Source organism: Oscillatoria salina IIICB1, from assembly GCF_020144665.1.
Classification (GTDB): domain Bacteria; phylum Cyanobacteriota; class Cyanobacteriia; order Cyanobacteriales; family SIO1D9; genus IIICB1.
Genome location: NZ_JAAHBQ010000051.1, coordinates 1 through 17,040, shown reverse-complemented (window position 1 = coordinate 17,040; position 17,040 = coordinate 1). Strand labels below are relative to the sequence as shown.

Sequence of the window (17,040 nt, the reverse complement as noted above, 5' to 3'; positions counted from 1 at the left end):
CCAGGGAAAATTAAGCGAGCAAGATGCTCGCAAGGAAAAAATTCGTCAAAATTTTGCTCAAAAAAATGTGGAAGAAGCTGAAACAGCAACTTGGACGACAACTAAGCATAATAATTATTGCTCCAAGTGTAGCCGGATTAGCGATCGCGGGAAATCTAGCAGGTGTTTTTCGCTTACTTGAGTGGAAAATGTACGATCGCTTAATGCTCATGCGTCCCGAAGAATCTGTCGAAGAGCGGATTGCGATCGTGACAGTTAGCGAAGAAGATATTCAGCATCTCGCCCAGTGGCCCATGAGCGATCGGCAAATGGCTCAATTAATTCGCAACATTCAAACTCAAGAACCAACCGCGATCGGGATCGATCTTTATCGGGATTTGCCTGTCGAACCAGGACATCAAGAATTAGTCGAACTATTTCAATCTACACCTAATTTAATCGGGATTGAAAAAGTCGCTGGAGTGCCAGTTCCACCACCGCCAATTTTAAAGGAATTAGGGCAAGTAGCGGCAGCAGATTTAATTTTAGACGCTGACGGTAAGCTCCGCCGCAGTTTAATTGTTTTAGGTAACAATCAGGGCGAATTTCGCGAAGGATTAGGAACTAAACTGGCTTTAATTTATTTGCAAAAAGAAGGGATTGAGTTAGAAGTTATCGACGAAAAGAAAAAAATTTATCGCTTAGGTAAGGCAGTATTTAATCCTTTAACTGGAATGCAGGGAAATTACTTCAAATCCGAGACAGGAGGATACCAAATTCTCTTAAATTATCGGGGAGATTTAGATAAGTTTTTGACTATTTCCTTAACCGACGTCTTAGAAAATCGCATCCCCGAAGATTTTTTCCGCGATCGCCTAGTCTTAATTGGTGCAATTGCACCCAGCCTCAACGACTTTTTCTCCACACCATATAGTAGCGAAAAATCTGGGAGAATTGAACTAACTCCAGGAGTAGTTATTCATGGAAATATAGCCAGCCAAATTTTAAGTGCAGCTTTAGAATCTCGCTTGATTATCCAAGGTTGGGAGCGACCTTGGGGGTGGCTGTGGATCTTATTTTGGTCTGGATATAGCGCTAGTTTAGGTTCAATTTCTTTGCGCCATCATTGGGCAATAGTAGCAATTTTTTTGGGCGCTGGAGCAATTGTAATTACCGCTTATTTAGCTTTTCAAGTCGGTTGGTGGATACCTACCGTAACACCACTTTTGGCACTTACAGGGTCAGCTATTGCCAGTATCGGCTACATTATGTGGGATAATCTCAAAGAATATGCCCTAACCTTAGAAGAAAAAGTCAAACAACGTACCTCCCAACTTGCTCAAGCTAATCAAGAAATTATCGCCCTTAACCAAAAATTACAAGCAGAAAATTTGCGTTTGAATGCTGAGTTAGATATTGCCAAGCAACTGCAACAAATGGTGTTACCTAAACCAGCAGAATTAGAGATAATTGAAGGATTAGAAATTGCCGGATATATGGAACCTGCCGATGAAGTAGGAGGCGATTACTATGACGTATTACCTAACGATAGCGGGATCAAAATTAGCATTGGTGATGTAACAGGACATGGTTTAGAAAGTGGCGTGCTAATGATTATGGCACAAACGGCAATTAGGACTTTACATGAAAGCAAACAAACCGATCCAGTGCAATTTTTAGACATTCTTAATCGCACCCTTTTTCACAATATCGAGCGCATGAATTCAGAAAAAAATATGACTTTGGCTTTATTAGATTATAGCAATGGTACCCTCAGTTTGAGCGGTCAACATGAAGAGATAATTATTGTCCGCACTGATGGTAGTTTAGAGGAAATTGATACAATCGATTTGGGATTTCCTTTAGGTTTGGATGAGAATATTGCTGATTTTGTCGCCGAAAAAAAAATTAGTTTGCATTCGGGTGATGTAGTTGTCCTTTATACTGATGGAATTACTGAAGCAGAAAATACTGAAGGGGTGCATTACGGATTAGCAAGATTGTGTGAATTAGTGAGAGAAAATCGCCAACTTCCTCCAGAAGAAATTCGCCAAAAAGTTGTTAAAGATGTTCGGCAACATATTGGTTCCCAGAAAGTTTTTGACGATCTTACTTTGGTAATTATCAAACAAAAATAGGCGATATCTGCTGATAAAATAAGTATAAATTAGCCATATTTTTTAGAGTAAATTAATGTTGAAAAAACCATAATTATGCTATTAGAATTAAGACAATTAAAGCTTAAACCTGGTCAGCAATTGCTGCTTGAAGATATTAACTGGCAACAATTTGAAAGTATTTTAGCAGAATTAGGAGAACGGCGATCGCATCGAGTTTCCTATAGTAACGGATTGTTGGAAATTATGGTTCCTTTACCCGAACATGAAAAAGCTAAGGAAATTATTAGCGACTTGGTTAAAATTTTGCTGAATTACCAAGAAATCAATTACGAATCTCTAGGTTCAACTACTTTCAAAAAACCATTTATGAAGCAAGCCGTTGAACCAGATGCTTGTTTTTATATTCAAAATCAAGCGGCGGTAATTGGCAAAAATAGACTAGATATGACTAGCGTTCCACCTCCAGATTTAGTGATAGAAATTGATTTGACATCTCGCACCCAGTTTAGTAATTATCAAATCTTAGGAGTTCCGGAATTGTGGCGATATAATCGACAAGGATTGGAAATTAATCTTCTAGAAAGAGGTACATACATTAAGTCTAATTTTAGTCCGAATTTTCCCAATCTACCAATAATTGATTTGGTGAATAAATATGTTTCAGAAAGTCAAGATATTGGAAGTAGTCAAGCCGTTCGAGAGTTTAAAAATTGGGTTAAGGAAAATATTTTAATTAATAATAACTAAGGAGTGAGATAGTTTTTTAACTCTACCTCTGAAGCAAAAAACGAGCAAAATCTAAAACTTCCCGCTTTTTTTCCTCAGATAAATTAGAAACCAAACCTGCTACTTGTTCTGGTAATGATAACCAAGTTTTAGTCTTTGCTTTCCAGACTACGATAAACTGTTCAGATGATAGCGTACAAATTGTTGGACTGTTATCATCTGTATTAGCAAATTCTACGTCATATTTGCAATCGTCATAACACACTACAATCGTTCCTTGTTGACCCGATGTAAGTTGGTTTTTTGGTAAGTTTATTAATAATTCGACTACATCAAGCAATTCTGGTTCATTCATTTTTACTTCTTAATATATAAAGTTATTAACATCTTTAGTAAAACCCAAGTTACGCTGAAACATTAATGCTTTATTTGCACCTTGAGGATGATCTGGATTAAGAGCGTATTCGGTTAGTTTGCGAGGATCGACAGCAACATATTTAACAATATCTCCTAACTTCATTCGAGTTTACCTAATCTTAAAATAAGCGCTCGCTCTCTTTCCTCCCTCCAATCTGATTTTCCTGAGATTCACGAATTTCTCGATAATCTTCTCAACTTTTCAAAATTTGGTAGCGAAATATACCTCTTGGGTGTATTGTAAAGTTTTATGTCAATGTGTTTCGATCGCTATTGGCACTTTCTCGCCATTGTTCAACCAATACACAAAAAGGGTTTCATGTCAACTTTTTCTCAAGCACCAACAAAACGACGTTTGCAAATCGAACATTTACTCAGCCCTCAGTCTGCGAGAACAGATGATGGTGATGATGTGGTTAGGGGACTAACTCAAACACCGAAAACTTTACCTCCGCGTTATTTTTATGACGACCGAGGTTCGCAATTATTCGAGCAAATTTGCGATTTACCAGAATATTACCCCACGCGCACAGAAGCAGCTATTTTAGAACAGTATGCCTCAGAAGTAGCGCGAATGACTGGCGCTTGTGAATTAGTTGAATTGGGTAGCGGGAGTTCGCGCAAAACTCGTTTATTGCTGGATGCTTATCAAGATTTGGGTTATTCTTTACGCTATGTTCCCATTGATGTCAGCGCGGGAATTTTGCAGGAAAGTGCAGAGAAATTATTAGAGGATTATCCTTCTTTACAGGTGCGCGGTTTAGTCAGTACCTACGAACAAGCATTAGCGCAATTGCAACCAACTACTTTACCAGCAAGAATGATTTTCTTTCTTGGAAGTACGATTGGTAATCTTAACCCACAAGAGTGCGATCGCTTTCTTACCCAAATTACCACAGCCCTCGAACCCGGTGATTATTTTTTACTCGGAATTGACTTACAAAAACCGCTTGAAATACTTGAAGCTGCTTACAATGATTCTCAGGGTATTACAGCAGCTTTTAATTTGAATATGCTCAATCACCTTAATTGGCGTTTTCAGGGTAATTTTGAGCCAAACTTGTTTAAACATTGGGCTTTTTTCAATCAGGAAAATTCACAAATTGAAATGCACTTACAGTGTCAGCAAGATTGTACTGTAAGTTTAAAAGCTCTCGATTTAACTGTTAACTTTAGTGAGGGTGAAACTATCCATACAGAAATTTCTCGGAAGTTCAATCTCGAAAAAATGCGCCAATATTTAGCAAAACAAGGTTTACAACCTCTACATACTTGGACTGACAAAAATGATTGGTTTGCTTTGTTACTTTGTCAGTTGCAGTAATTGATACTGTTTGTGAAAATTTCCCCTTTTTTAAGGACAAGGTTGTTTCACGAGCGTCTAACCTAACACCCCCTTCCTTGGTTAGGGAAAGGGGTGTTAGGGGTGAGGTAAGAATTAAATCTTATTTGCAGAGACAAAACAATTCATTTTTTCGCTCGTTACTATTGCCCTTATAAAGGTTATTTATTTCCTAGCAATTACTGATGGAATGGCACAGTAAACAAAGGAATTAAAGCGAATAACATCCAACTCCAACTCCAAAAATTTGCTGACGAGGGAGATTCAGAATTAGTGAGTAAAGCATCGATTCTTTCTGCTAAACGATTTGGTGGGGTAGCGCAACTAAAAGCAACGGAAAAACTGTCGCTAAATTGTAATGGCGCCTTGGCTACTTCTAACAATGATTCTGCTAACAAAAGCGGATCTACTCGTTCGGCTGCTTGACGATCTGCGCGCATTTCTCGTAGTAATAATAATTCTTGCCACAAGGCTTCAGTATTCGGCAACCAACTGGTGCAAAATCGCAACCAACCTAACCAGAAAAACCAGAAAGTATCGCGATAATAATCGTGTGCTTGTTCGTGTGCCAAAACTGCTTGTAAATGCGCTTTGTCAAGAGTTTGTAATAATCCTTTACTAACTACTAAATCAGAATGCCAAAAGCCAATTTGAGCGCTATAAGGAAAATTGGTGTCTAAAATGTGGGCAATTTTGCCAGCTACTTCTAATTGGGAATAAGAGCGAAGTCCTTGACAAGAATGCCACATTTGGTATAGGCGTTTTATTAAGCAGAAAACAGCCCAAGCCAGAAAAGCGATCGCCACGAGATAAGAAACCCAACTCGCGTGTAATCCCAGCATTTTTCCTTCCGGACCCATAAATAATACCGCCGCCGCAGTCATTAGCAACAGCAGAGGTGGTAAAAGGAAGAAAAAGAGCGATCGCTGCCAGCGCGTGGTCCAACTGTCCCCAGATTGATGCCAAAATAATCTTAGACAGCAAGCGATCGCGGTGGTTATCAACATAATTACCAAGTGCATTATTCCTTCTCCTCCTCTCGCTGACGGCGGACAGTATCGAGACGTTTGGCGATCGCGTCAATTTGCTCTAAACTAGCAGCATCGAGACTATCGGCAAAACTAGCAACCACATCTGGATTACTTACTGCCAAAAAACTCTGCAATTGTTCGTAAGCCTTGATAACCCGCGCTTCTTCGCAAGAAATCAACGCCTGCCAGCAAAAAGCACGTTCTCGCTTATCGCAACTCAGCCAGCCTTTTTTCGTCAAGCGACGTAACACAGTAGTAACAGAAGCATAAGCTAACTCGCGATCGGGATCGGCAAGCAAAACTTCATGAACATCTTTGACAGTCACGCAACCCAGTTGCCAAACAATCTCTAAAATTTCCGTTTCCAAAGGACCCAGAGACAATTTTTTCGGGCGATACTTAGGTAAACGACTCATAACTTCTACATTGTTTCTTGTTCATTGCTTATCGTTTAATATAAACTAAATTTGTCTCGATTTAGTGTGAGGCAAGATGATTAAATTTCCTGCGGCAACAAAAAATCTGCCGCTCAAATTCTGCTTAACTTTATTAACTGCTAGCTTACTTCCTTTCCCGATAGCACAAGCCCAAACAGGAGTAAATACTACACCACCTTTAGAAATAAATTATGAAGAAAATCTAGAAACTCCCAGCCCCGAACTAGAATTAATAACTCCAGCCTCAGAACTTTTCCCCAGTTTATCAGAACCAGAAAATACCGATCCACTCGAACAAATTACGAATGTTAATCAATTGCGAGATATTTCTCCCGGAGATTGGGCTTTTGAAGCCTTGCGTAATTTAATCGAGAATTACGGTTGTATTCAAGGATATCCTGACGGAACTTATCGCGGCAATCGGGCAATTAGTCGCTATGAATTTGCCGCAGGTTTGAATGCTTGTTTGCAAGAAATTGAAATACTTTTGCGTAGCGAAACTAATAATCATACTGGAGAAATCGACCGCGAAATCATTGCCACCTTGCAACGACTGCGTCAAGAATTTGCTAATGAACTAGCAATTTTACGCGGGGAAGTTGACGGAATCCAAGCCCGAACGAGAGAATTAGAATTAACTCATTTTTCTCCCACAACTAAACTCACAGCAAATGTCTTTTTCAATTTTACGGGAGCCTTTACCGACGATAAAATCAAAGCCGAAGGATTAGATGCTTTTCGGGCGCAACGTAGTGCCAGAAGACCATTTGTGCGGGAAGTTGAAGATGCAGAAGTTACTTTTAGTTATCTAACTTGGTTAAACTTAAACACTTCCTTTACTGGCAGAGATTTATTAGTAACACAGCTAGCAGCAGGGAATGGTTTTTCGCCCGTTAATGAATTTGTTTCCGCAGGCTTATTTTATACTTTTGGTACTCCTTATACTGACCAAACGGCGGGCGTTGAAACTAACGATATAATTATTCGGGAATTGTTTTATAGTTTTCCCGTTAGCAAAAATTTACAAGCAGTTGTCGGACCAAGAATTAATTGGTATCGTTACTTTGATGAGAACAACTTTACATCTATCTTCACTGGTGCAAGTAGTTTCAATTCTAGCGGTAGTACATTGTTAAATACCGTCGATCGCGGCTCGGGAGTTGTGTTAATCTGGAATCCTAGCGAGATCCTCAGCTTTCGGGTAGGCTATTTAGGAGAAAATAGCGAATTTCTGCCTGATACTTTATTTAACACCGCTTCCAACCCTAATGAAGGCTTATTCGGCGGGACAAACACCTTCACCACAGAATTGACCTATTCTCCCACAGATAATCTTAACCTCAGATTTTTGTATAATCGCTCCAATCTCCAGGCGATCGCCGGACAAATTGGCGGTGCATTAGGAGAACCCCTTACAGGCTTTGCTGATGATAGTCAAGGCGGTGCACTTAACGACGCGACAGCCGACACTTTTAGCTTTAATTTTGACTGGTTAATTACCGACAAATTTGGCATTTTCGGACGCTATGGTTACGGCAGCACTAACATTTATCCCGAAAATTCTAACCTCGATAATGGCGAAATAAATACTCAAAGTTTGCAACTGGGTCTGGCTTTTCCCGACTTAGGAAAAGAAGGAGCCTTAGCCACTTTATCTTACCTCATCCCTTTCTCGATTCTCGACGGACGTGAATTTCTAGTTTCTGGTGGCGGTAACGGCGGCGTACAATATGAATTTGAATTTACTTACTACTACCCCCTAACCGATAGAATCGCTTTAGTTCCTGCCTTTTACTTCATCGGCAACGCCAACAACTTCAGCGATAATCCAAATATTTATATCGGTAACTTACGCGCCCAATTTAGCTTTTAACCCCCCAGAAAAAACCATTTTTTATTCAAGACTACTATCCAGATTTATCAATCGAAGATATTCATGCTTGTCTTAAGTATACTATTGTGCTAGTAGCGGCTGAAGAGATTAATTTAGCACCCATTTAGTCATGAGATTTTTACTTGACCAAGATGTCTATGCTCTAACAGCAAGATTTTTGTTTGAAAAAAGAACAATCGCGCACAAACTTAACTAAATATTTGTGAAACTCTTCCGTTGCCTCTAAATAACAATCTCGACCAGCATTTTCCAAGACTACCTTTTGAGCATTCGGCATCAATTTAACTAAAGTTTCATCTTGGGCTGCCATTGTATCTTTACTGCCACAAACTGATAAAGTAGGTAATTTAATTCCTTGGAGTTGTTGGCTAAATTTCAAAATTCCTACCGGAGCAATTGGCACAAAACCCTTCAAATTGTCTGCATAATTAGCGACAAAAGGCAAGCTATACAATCCACTTAAAGAAGGAGAAACTAAAATTGGTAACTTTAAATTTAGCTTCTCCATTAACTCTAGTAAAAAATCTTGCGGCGAACTTTTTCTCGTCGCAAAACTACCATTACTATATAAATCTACAGCAACAGCTCGATATCTTTGTTTAGCTAAGAGATTTATTGTGCCAATATCTACCCAAGTTTGGGAATTTTTACTAGCACTGTGAAGCAGTAAAACCGAGGGAGAACTTGGTCGTCCTGCCTCTACATAATGAAGTTTAGCATCTTGAACATTAACTTGTTTAGAATCAATTTTTATTTCCGAAGAAAGGGGATAATAAAAAACAACCATTTGCTTTTTTCCTCTGCGAACTAGGCGGGTTGCTAAATAGTTTCCAATTAATTTTATTAATAAAGATAATCAACTGGATCTGATAGCTGGGCAATAATTTCATCTTTTTGCCCTGTTGCCCAAATAGCAAAGTGCTTGGCAAGAGGTGGTGCTAAAACTAAAGTATTTGTAAAACCAGAAAAAAGATAAATTCCTCTAATTTTTTCTAAAGCACCAACAACAGAAAATTTATTATGGGCAAAAGCAACAAGACAATGATGCCAGGTTCCCGGTAGATTTTCCAAAGCTGGTAGCACTTTGCCAATGGCACTGCGAAGACGGGCTTCACTAACTAATTCATTTACTTTAGCATTTGGATCGGTGAGAGTTCTACTAATTTGACCGATACGAATACTATTATCTAGAAATTGAATTGCACCCGGATCGAGAATTGCTGGTACTGGTTCGTAACCAGGTTGGTTCCAAAGCCGATCTAACTCTAGTTTACTGGCTTCAGCTTCTAGGGTAAATCTAGTTGTATCGGCGGGCATTACTAAGGTGCGTAATTTGAGATTTACTGGGGGAGTTTTAATGATTTCCGAATGGGTAAAATAGACTCTCACCTTAATTCCGGCGGCGTGAAGTAAACTACGACTAAATCCTCCGGCGCAAATTACGGTGTTAGGACTGTTATAAGTTGTTTTTGTAGTTTTAACTCCTAAAATCCGATTTTTGGCTCGCAGTAATTCCACTACTTTGTCGTAGGCAATTTTACCGCCGAGGTGAAGAAAAGCGTTAAGGTAGCCTTGAGTAGTTTTTAGGGGATGAATATGACCGTGATTCAAGTGTAAAGCACCAGCGATGGCATTTTTATTCAAAAGTGGTTCTAATTCGCTTGCTTGTTCAATATTTAGCAGTTTGGGCGCGAGCGCAAATTTGCGATATTCTGTTACTACTTTTTGTGGCTCAACTCCTCGATCTATAGTTAGTAATAAATCTATTTCTCGAAATTCTGTATCAGCATCTAATTCCTCAGATAGATGACGGTGAATTTCAATGCCTTCAGCACATAATTGTTTGGTTATTTCGTCAGTTCCCGACCAATAAGCAAGTCCACCATAACTATAGCGAGTCGCATTATCTAGAGTGGCATCTTTTTCTAGTAATAAAACGGCAAAGTCTTTACTGGCTAATTCGTAAGCTAAAGCACCACCAGCGAACCCACCACCCACAACAATCCAATCGTAGTTCATGATTACTTAATCGCTTATTCATCTTTTCCAGCTTGCCACAAACAAACACAAGGGCAACCCCCCGTGGTTGCCCCTTTCTAGCCTCTAATTGTTTGGTAATACCTCTAAGTTAAGATTTTTTCCTCTTGGAATTGATAAGTTCTACGACAGAGCGAGATCCATTTGTAGCGGCTGTAGGAACTGAGATGTGGTTACTCTTATCTAGGAGATATTTGCGAAACGTATCGGCAATCACTGAGAGCTGTTTCCCTCCGAGATAAGCTACATACCAAGAACACTGAATGGGAAAATGTTGGACATCCAGAACCGTTAATTCTGCCATCGTGCCTTCAGGAATCAGACAGTTAGCAGACAAAACTGAAATACCTAAACCCCCAGCGATCGCTTGTTTAATTGCTTCGTTACTACCCAATTCTAACTTGACAGAAACATTCACTTTGTGCTTGGCAAATAGCTGTTGGACTGCTCTGCGCGTGCCGGAACCAGACTCGCGCATAATAAATGCTTCGTTACTCAAGCTTTTAATCGGAACTTTACTTTTCCTTGATAAAGGATGACCCTTCTTAGCAACGACAACTAAAGGATTATCGAGAAAAGCTTGACTGTGCAAATCTGTATCTTCTGGTGGTTGACTCAGAACATATAAATCGTCCGCATTGTCTTGCATTCTTTCCCGGAGAGTTTGATGATTCGTCACCACTAGCGCGACATCAATCTCTGGATACTTCTGGCAAAATGAACCTAACAGTCTCGGAATAAAGTATTTAGCAGTCGTTACCACCCCTAAACGTAACTTTCCTTGCTTCATCCCCTGTAAATCAGCTACTTTCATCTGGAAATTATCTAGGTTGGAGAAGATTTCCCGACAAGTGGTGAGTAACGCAGAACCAGCCTCGGTGAGATAAAGGCGTTTGCCAATCTGCTCGAACAAAGGCATACCAACAGTTTGGCTTAATTGCTTGACTTGCCCAGAAACAGTCGGTTGGGTGATAGATAACTCTTCGGCGGCACGGGTAAAGCTACCGTGACGAGCAACAGTCTCGAACACTTCTAACTGATGTAAGGTTGCGCTCATCAACTTTCTACCTCTCATAAGCTTAAATTATGTTTGGGACTAGTAATCATTAGCAAAAAAAAATTACAATTTTTCTGCTTGACCTGTATCATTGTAACATCGAAAAAAAACGATAGATGAAAAGCAAACAATAGTTTTTTATCTATAAATGGAGCGGAGCGAGTCTCCACTCTGCAATCGAAATATTTTTCTCAACTTGTATGCAAACCTTGAACGACTTTTTCACTTATGCAACTCACTAATCGCATTCATTTTCGCAACCTAAAAGGGGATATCTTCGGCGGACTAACTGCCGCAGTTATCGCCCTGCCGATGGCACTAGCCTTCGGTGTTGCCTCCGGAGCCGGGGCTGCGGCTGGGCTTTGGGGAGCAGTATTAGTGGGCTTTTTTGCTGCCTTATTCGGTGGTACTCCGACCTTAATTTCCGAGCCCACCGGACCAATGACTGTCATCATGACAGCAGTAATTGCTAGTTTGACAGCAGCCGACCCCGACAACGGCTTGGCGATGGCATTCACCGTCGTAATGATGGCGGGAGTATTCCAAATTATTTTTGGAGTTTTGCGGCTGGGGAAATATGTCACCTTGATGCCTTATACAGTAGTTTCCGGTTTCATGTCCGGGATTGGCATTATCCTGATTATTCTTCAGCTTGGACCGTTTCTAGGACAGGCATCACCGAAAGGTGGCGTAATCGGGACAATTCAAAACTTACCCACACTAATTAATAACATTAGTCTTCCCGAAACGATTTTAGCGGCGATCGCGGTAGCCATTATCGTCTTAATGCCCACTAAATGGAAGCGTATCGTTCCTCCCCAATTAGCCGCTTTAATTATTGGTACTGCGGTATCGTTATTCTTCTTCCAAGGTGTAGAGATTCGACGCATCGGCGAAATTTCTGCTGGTTTGCCTAGTTTGCAACTACCTTACTTCACTCCCAGTCAGTTTCGAGTCATGCTCGTCGATGCCTTAGTTCTCGGAATGCTGGGCTGTATCGATGCCTTACTTACTTCCGTAGTTGCCGATAGTTTAACTCGTACCCATCACAACTCAGACAAAGAATTAATTGGGCAAGGACTGGGCAACCTCGCTTCCGGATTATTCGGCGGTATTGCTGGTGCTGGAGCAACAATGGGAACCGTCGTTAACATTCAAAGTGGTGGTCGCACCGCACTTTCAGGCTTAACCCGCGCCTTTGTTTTACTCATCGTTGTCCTTTGGGCTGCACCTCTGACTGCGACAATTCCGATGGCAGTTTTAGCAGGTATCGCCCTCAAAGTTGGTATTGACATCATCGACTGGAGTTTCCTCAAACGCGCTCATAAAATCTCGGTGAAAGGCTCATTGATTATGTATAGCGTAATCTTACTCACAGTCTTCGTCGATTTGATTGTTGCAGTTGGAGTTGGAGTATTTATCGCTAATATCTTAACTATCGATCGCCTGACCCAACTACAAGCTAACGATGTCAAAACTGTCACCGATGCTGACGACGAAATCTTACTTTCTCCCGAAGAAAGACAATTGCTCGATCGCGCTGAGAATCGAGTCCTCTTGTTCCACCTTAGCGGTCCGATGATTTTTGGAGTAGCGAAAGCGATCGCTCGCGAACAAACAGCAATGGTCGATCACGATGTTCTCATTGTAGACCTTAGTGATGTTCCCATCTTAGGTGTAACTTCTTCACTCGCCATTGAAAACACGATTCAAGATGCCATTGATAAAGGTCGTCACGTCTTCATCGTCGGTGCTGAAGGCAAAATTAAGAAACGCTTAGAAAAACTAGGTATTTGGTCAATACTTCCCCCAAATCACGTCGGAATCAGTCGTTTAGAAGCACTACAACAAGCACTAGCTTTGGTGAATATTAACGATTCCTACACCAATACTACTGAAACACCACTCAATTTGGAATCAAAGGTGTTGTAACTGGCAAGTTTAAATCTGGCGGGTTAAGTCAAGATTTAAGCAAAAAACGCGATCGCTAATTAACTAACTTTACCTAATCCACCATTGATTAATTTCGCTCAAAAACCAAACATTCACACAGGAGAAAAAGAGAAATGAGCATGACTTCTCTAGCTTGGCAAAACCTTACCAATCCTTTACTAGCAACGGCAACCGATCCGGGAAATTCGCCGATGATTTTAACCGGAGTGCTACTAAGTTTAGTTGTGATTTATGTTGCTAGTAAACTCGGTGGCGAGTTATCAAAAGCGCTAGATTTACCTCCAGTCTTAGGCGAATTAGTCGCTGGTGTAATTGTCGGTGTTTCCGCCTTGCATCTGCTAATGTTTCCCGAAGTTGGTGCCGAAGCTAGCGACTCAGTTATTATGACAGTTCTCCAGGCGATCGGCAATTTAAGTCCTGAATCTGTCAGCAGTATTTTTGAAACGCAAAGCGAAGTAATTTCGGTTTTGGCGGAATTAGGCGTAATTATTCTGCTGTTTGAAATTGGTTTAGAGTCAGACTTGCGGGAATTGCAAAAAGTCGGCTATCAAGCAGCAGTTGTCGCTGTAGTTGGTGTAGTTGCGCCTTTTGCTGCGGGAACTATTGGTTTAATGTTCTTTTTTAATGTTCCGGCAATTCCTGCTATTTTTGCAGGTGCAGCTTTAACTGCTACCAGCATTGGAATTACTTCCAAAGTTCTCTCTGAATTAGGCTATCTCAAGTCAAGAGAAGGTCAAATTATTGTTGGCGCCGCAGTGATTGATGATGTCTTGGGAATTATCGTTTTGGCAGTAGTAGCAAGTTTAGCCAAAACTGGCGAAGTTGATATTGTCAACTTGATTTATTTGATGACAAGTGCCAGTGTTTTTCTCCTCGGTTCGATTTTTCTGGGGAAATTTTTCAACAAATCTTTTGTCGCGATCGCTGAAAGATTACAAACACGCGGAAATTTAGTTATTCCTGCTTTTACCTTTGCTTTCTTAATGGCATTTCTCGCTAATGCAATTCATCTGGAAGCAATTCTGGGCGCCTTCGCTGCTGGTTTAGTTCTTGATGAAACTGATAAGCGCAAAGAACTTGATAAACAGGTAATTCCCATCGCTGATATCTTAGTTCCAATTTTCTTTGTGAGTGTGGGCGCAAAAGCTGATTTAGGTGTTCTCAATCCAGCGATTCCCACTAATAGACAAGGATTAGTAATTGCGGCTTTTCTGCTTGTTGTCGCAATTATTGGTAAGGTAATTACAGGTTGGTCAGTTACAGGTAAAACACCAATTAATCGTTTAGCAATTGGTGTAGGAATGATTCCTAGAGGTGAAGTTGGACTGGTTTTTGCTGGGATTGGTTCGGCGAGTGGTGTACTTAGTAAACCTTTGGAAGCCGCAATTATTATCATGGTCATTCTGACAACTTTCTTGGCACCTCCTTTCTTAAGATTGGCATTGAAAAATACAACAGAGGAAGAAGATGTTTTGGAATCTTTTGAGGAAGCAGATATCGCGAAATAAATAGCTAAAAAAGCGATCGCCCAACTATCGCGATCGCTAATTTTAATCTCACTATCTTCTCAGCAATAATTGTGAAAACAAATTTTGGCTAATTTTCAAGTCTCAAAAACTTTATTTGTTCTTAGTTGGCTTACTAATTTTTTTCGGGATTAGTCAAGCCTTTACTAATATTAATGCTCTGCTAAGTCTCCTCAACCTGTTCGTCAGGTAATTAAGAGGTTTAAAAATAGCCGCGAACAACAAAAAACGAACAAAAAAATCAATAATATTTATGGTTTTTCGCTCCCTAAAAACTGAAGTTTATCGCAATGGAACAAATACTTAAGTGGCTGCCAGATAGTCCAATTGTCGGTTTCACAATCCTGCTTTTAGTTATTTTGATACTCCCGCCTATTTTTGAACGTCTTCGATTACCAGGATTGGTAGGTTTATTGGTTGCTGGAGTTTGTTTGGGACCTGACGGTTTAGGATTGCTCAGTGCTGAATCAGAAACCATGAAATTGCTTTCAGACATTGGGAAAATTTATCTCATGTTTGTCGCAGGATTAGAAATAGATTTAGCAGAATTTCGCAAAACTAAAAATCGTTCTTTGACTTTTGGTTTTGCTACGTTTATAATTCCTTTAATCGGTGGTGCCAGCGTTGGTTTAGCATTGGGAATGGGCTGGAATGCTTCGATTTTAATTGGTTCATTACTTGCTTCCCATACCCTTTTAGGTTATCCAATCGTTAACCGTTTAGGAGTAACAAATAACGAAGCAGTAACTGTTAGTATTGGCGCCACAATTTTCACTGATATTTCCGCTTTGCTCATTCTAGCAATCTGTGTTTCTATTCATGCCGGTGATTTTTCTGCTGTTAGTTTAGTTAGCCAACTAGGAGCTTTAGCAATTTACTCAGTTATTGTGTTATTTGGTTTTGGTTGGGCTGGAAAAGAATATTTTCGCCGCACGGGAGACGAAGAAAGCAATCAATTTTTGTTTGTTCTCTTAGCAGTATTTTTAGCATCTGTAGGAGCGCAAATAATAAATGTTGATAAAATTGTCGGTGCCTTTTTAGCTGGTTTAGCAGTGAATGATGTAGTCGGAGGCTCTCCAGTAGAAGAAAAAATTGAGTTTGTTGGCAGCACTTTATTTATTCCCTTTTTCTTTGTTGATATGGGATTGCTGCTAAATGTTTCTGGTTTTGTTAATACTTTGACAACAGAATTGTTATTAACTGGGGCAATTGTGGGAGTGTTAATTAGTTGCAAATTTTTAGCTGCTTTTATTACTAAACAATGCTTCGGTTATAACTGGAACGAAACGATGACAATGTGGTCTTTGTCTTTACCACAAGTAGCAGCAACTTTAGCAGCCGCTTTGGTAGGTTTAAATGCTGGCTTGATTCCGGATTCTGTGTTCAATACTGTAATTGTTTTGATGTTGGTGACAGCAATTCTCGGACCAGTTTTGACAGCTCGTTTTGCGAGAAAATTACCGCTACCAAAAACAAAATTAGACAGCAAAACGGCTATGTGGGGAGTTACAAACGATGTCGAATCTAGTATTTCTTCTCGCGACATTGAATTTAATTTAGAGAAGCAAAATTCAACATTAGCGATCGCTGATAGCACAGATTTGGCTGTAGTCCCGCGTACTGTCCCTACCCACACCAATCAACCTACTTCCTCTAATCCTCCTTTTACCGTCTTGGTACCAGTTTCTAATCCCCACACAGAAAGGTATTTAGTAGAAATGGGTGCAAGGTTAGCGCGTCATGAGTCAGGAATGGTCGTACCCTTATCGATCGCTAAAGCTCATGTTCACATGGATGAACCAGAATTGGAACTAGAGATCGCTAAAAGTCAACGTCTTTTAGAACGCGCAACGGCTGTAGCTGAGGAGTTTCAAGTTAAAGCGAAAACAATCGTCCGAGTTGATGACGATGTTTCTTATGGTATCAGTCGTGCTGGCAAAGAACAAGACGCGAGTTTAATTGTGATGGGTTGGAGTCCGACAACCAGCTTACAAGCTCGTTTGTTTGGTAATGTCATTAATAGCGTCTTTTGGTCTGCTCATTGTCCAGTAGCAGTAATGCGACTGCTAGAAGAACCAATTAACATTCGCCAAATTTTAGTCCCTGTCAAAAATATTACCCCTCAAACCTTAAGAACAATTAGGTTTGCTCAATTATTCGCCGATACTAACAAAGCCCAAATTACCTGTTTGCACGTCGGCTCTCGCGCGATGACTGCTGAACAAATCTACATATTTGAGTCAGAACTTGCTGAAATTCTTAGTCAAAGTCACCCCCAAGTAGATTTAATCATCAAAACTATTCGCAGTGACGAGCCTGCTGAGGCAATTCTTAAAGCCGCTCGTTCATTCGATCTCGTAATTTTGCGATCGCTCCGTCGTCGGACTGTGGCGGGATTAGCGGTTAGTGACGTAACTACTAGAGTAATTTCCCAACTAAGTTCTTCCTTGATTTTGTTTGGTGAACCTAATTCTCCTCATTGGATAGGTGTTGACAACTATCTTGCGTGACGACTCCCGAC

At 40.3% G+C, this 17,040-nt stretch carries 14 protein-coding genes; 7 read left to right on the top strand and 7 right to left on the bottom strand.

Annotated elements, in window-relative coordinates; genetic code table 11:
• Positions 1 to 23: 23 nt before the first annotated feature.
• Entirely contained in the window at positions 24 to 2,117 is a 2,094-nt protein-coding gene (locus G3T18_RS15855; RefSeq protein WP_224411544.1) for a CHASE2 domain-containing protein, read from the top strand.
• A gap of 75 nt (positions 2,118 to 2,192) precedes the next feature.
• On the top strand, positions 2,193 to 2,846 hold the full coding sequence (locus tag G3T18_RS15850) for a Uma2 family endonuclease (RefSeq protein WP_224411543.1): 654 nt from the start codon (positions 2,193 to 2,195) through the stop codon (positions 2,844 to 2,846).
• Positions 2,847 to 2,868: 22 nt separating this feature from the next.
• Here G3T18_RS15850 and G3T18_RS15845 read toward each other — a convergent pair whose 3' ends face one another.
• Together G3T18_RS15845 and G3T18_RS15840 are read right to left on the bottom strand one after the other, a co-directional pair.
• Complete coding sequence (locus G3T18_RS15845) at positions 2,869 to 3,180, bottom strand: DUF4926 domain-containing protein (RefSeq protein ID WP_224411542.1); 312 nt, start codon at positions 3,178 to 3,180, stop codon at positions 2,869 to 2,871.
• A 9-nt stretch (positions 3,181 to 3,189) separates the two neighbouring features.
• Positions 3,190 to 3,345, bottom strand: coding sequence for a DUF6883 domain-containing protein (locus G3T18_RS15840; RefSeq protein WP_224411541.1), 156 nt, complete (start codon positions 3,343 to 3,345; stop codon positions 3,190 to 3,192).
• Between the two features lie 216 nt (positions 3,346 to 3,561).
• On the opposite strand from G3T18_RS15840, the gene egtD reads away from it, so the two are divergent.
• Positions 3,562 to 4,566, top strand: a complete 1,005-nt coding sequence (gene egtD, locus G3T18_RS15835) for an L-histidine N(alpha)-methyltransferase (protein WP_224411570.1) — start codon at positions 3,562 to 3,564, stop codon at positions 4,564 to 4,566.
• Positions 4,567 to 4,763: 197 nt separating this feature from the next.
• Here egtD and G3T18_RS15830 read toward each other — a convergent pair whose 3' ends face one another.
• Together G3T18_RS15830 and G3T18_RS15825 are read right to left on the bottom strand one after the other, a co-directional pair.
• Positions 4,764 to 5,606, bottom strand: a complete 843-nt coding sequence (locus G3T18_RS15830) for a M56 family metallopeptidase (RefSeq protein WP_224411540.1) — start codon at positions 5,604 to 5,606, stop codon at positions 4,764 to 4,766.
• Positions 5,606 to 6,031, bottom strand: a complete 426-nt coding sequence (locus tag G3T18_RS15825) for a BlaI/MecI/CopY family transcriptional regulator (protein ID WP_224411539.1) — start codon at positions 6,029 to 6,031, stop codon at positions 5,606 to 5,608. Before G3T18_RS15825 ends, G3T18_RS15830 begins: the two co-directional genes overlap by 1 nt.
• 76 nt (positions 6,032 to 6,107) lie before the next feature.
• Here G3T18_RS15825 and G3T18_RS15820 point away from each other — a divergent pair, with 76 nt between their 5' ends.
• Positions 6,108 to 7,925 carry an iron uptake porin gene (locus tag G3T18_RS15820; RefSeq protein WP_224411538.1) on the top strand — a complete coding sequence of 606 codons (1,818 nt, stop codon included), beginning with the start codon at positions 6,108 to 6,110 and terminating at the stop codon, positions 7,923 to 7,925.
• A gap of 163 nt (positions 7,926 to 8,088) precedes the next feature.
• Here the strand turns inward: G3T18_RS15820 and G3T18_RS15815 are convergent, their stop codons facing one another.
• The 3 genes from G3T18_RS15815 to G3T18_RS15805 form a co-directional block, all read right to left on the bottom strand.
• Positions 8,089 to 8,733, bottom strand: a complete 645-nt coding sequence (locus G3T18_RS15815) for an alpha/beta fold hydrolase (RefSeq protein WP_224411537.1) — start codon at positions 8,731 to 8,733, stop codon at positions 8,089 to 8,091.
• Positions 8,734 to 8,789: 56 nt separating this feature from the next.
• A complete protein-coding gene (locus tag G3T18_RS15810) occupies positions 8,790 to 9,965 on the bottom strand; it encodes an NAD(P)/FAD-dependent oxidoreductase (protein WP_224411536.1) in 1,176 nt (391 codons plus the stop codon).
• Positions 9,966 to 10,074: 109 nt separating this feature from the next.
• The gene (locus G3T18_RS15805) at positions 10,075 to 11,043 is read right to left on the bottom strand and encodes a LysR family transcriptional regulator (RefSeq protein WP_224411535.1); all 969 of its coding nucleotides are present in this window, start codon (positions 11,041 to 11,043) and stop codon (positions 10,075 to 10,077) included.
• Positions 11,044 to 11,268: 225 nt separating this feature from the next.
• Here G3T18_RS15805 and bicA point away from each other — a divergent pair, with 225 nt between their 5' ends.
• The 3 genes from bicA (at position 11,269) to G3T18_RS15790 (ending at position 17,029) form a co-directional block, all read left to right on the top strand.
• Complete coding sequence (bicA, locus tag G3T18_RS15800) at positions 11,269 to 12,972, top strand: bicarbonate transporter BicA (protein ID WP_224411534.1); 1,704 nt, start codon at positions 11,269 to 11,271, stop codon at positions 12,970 to 12,972.
• A gap of 134 nt (positions 12,973 to 13,106) precedes the next feature.
• Positions 13,107 to 14,501: a cation:proton antiporter gene (locus tag G3T18_RS15795; protein WP_318013985.1), complete on the top strand. Its 1,395-nt coding sequence runs from the start codon at positions 13,107 to 13,109 to the stop codon at positions 14,499 to 14,501.
• Positions 14,502 to 14,809: 308 nt separating this feature from the next.
• The gene (locus G3T18_RS15790) at positions 14,810 to 17,029 is read left to right on the top strand and encodes a cation:proton antiporter domain-containing protein (protein ID WP_224411533.1); all 2,220 of its coding nucleotides are present in this window, start codon (positions 14,810 to 14,812) and stop codon (positions 17,027 to 17,029) included.
• Positions 17,030 to 17,040: the final 11 nt, after the last annotated feature.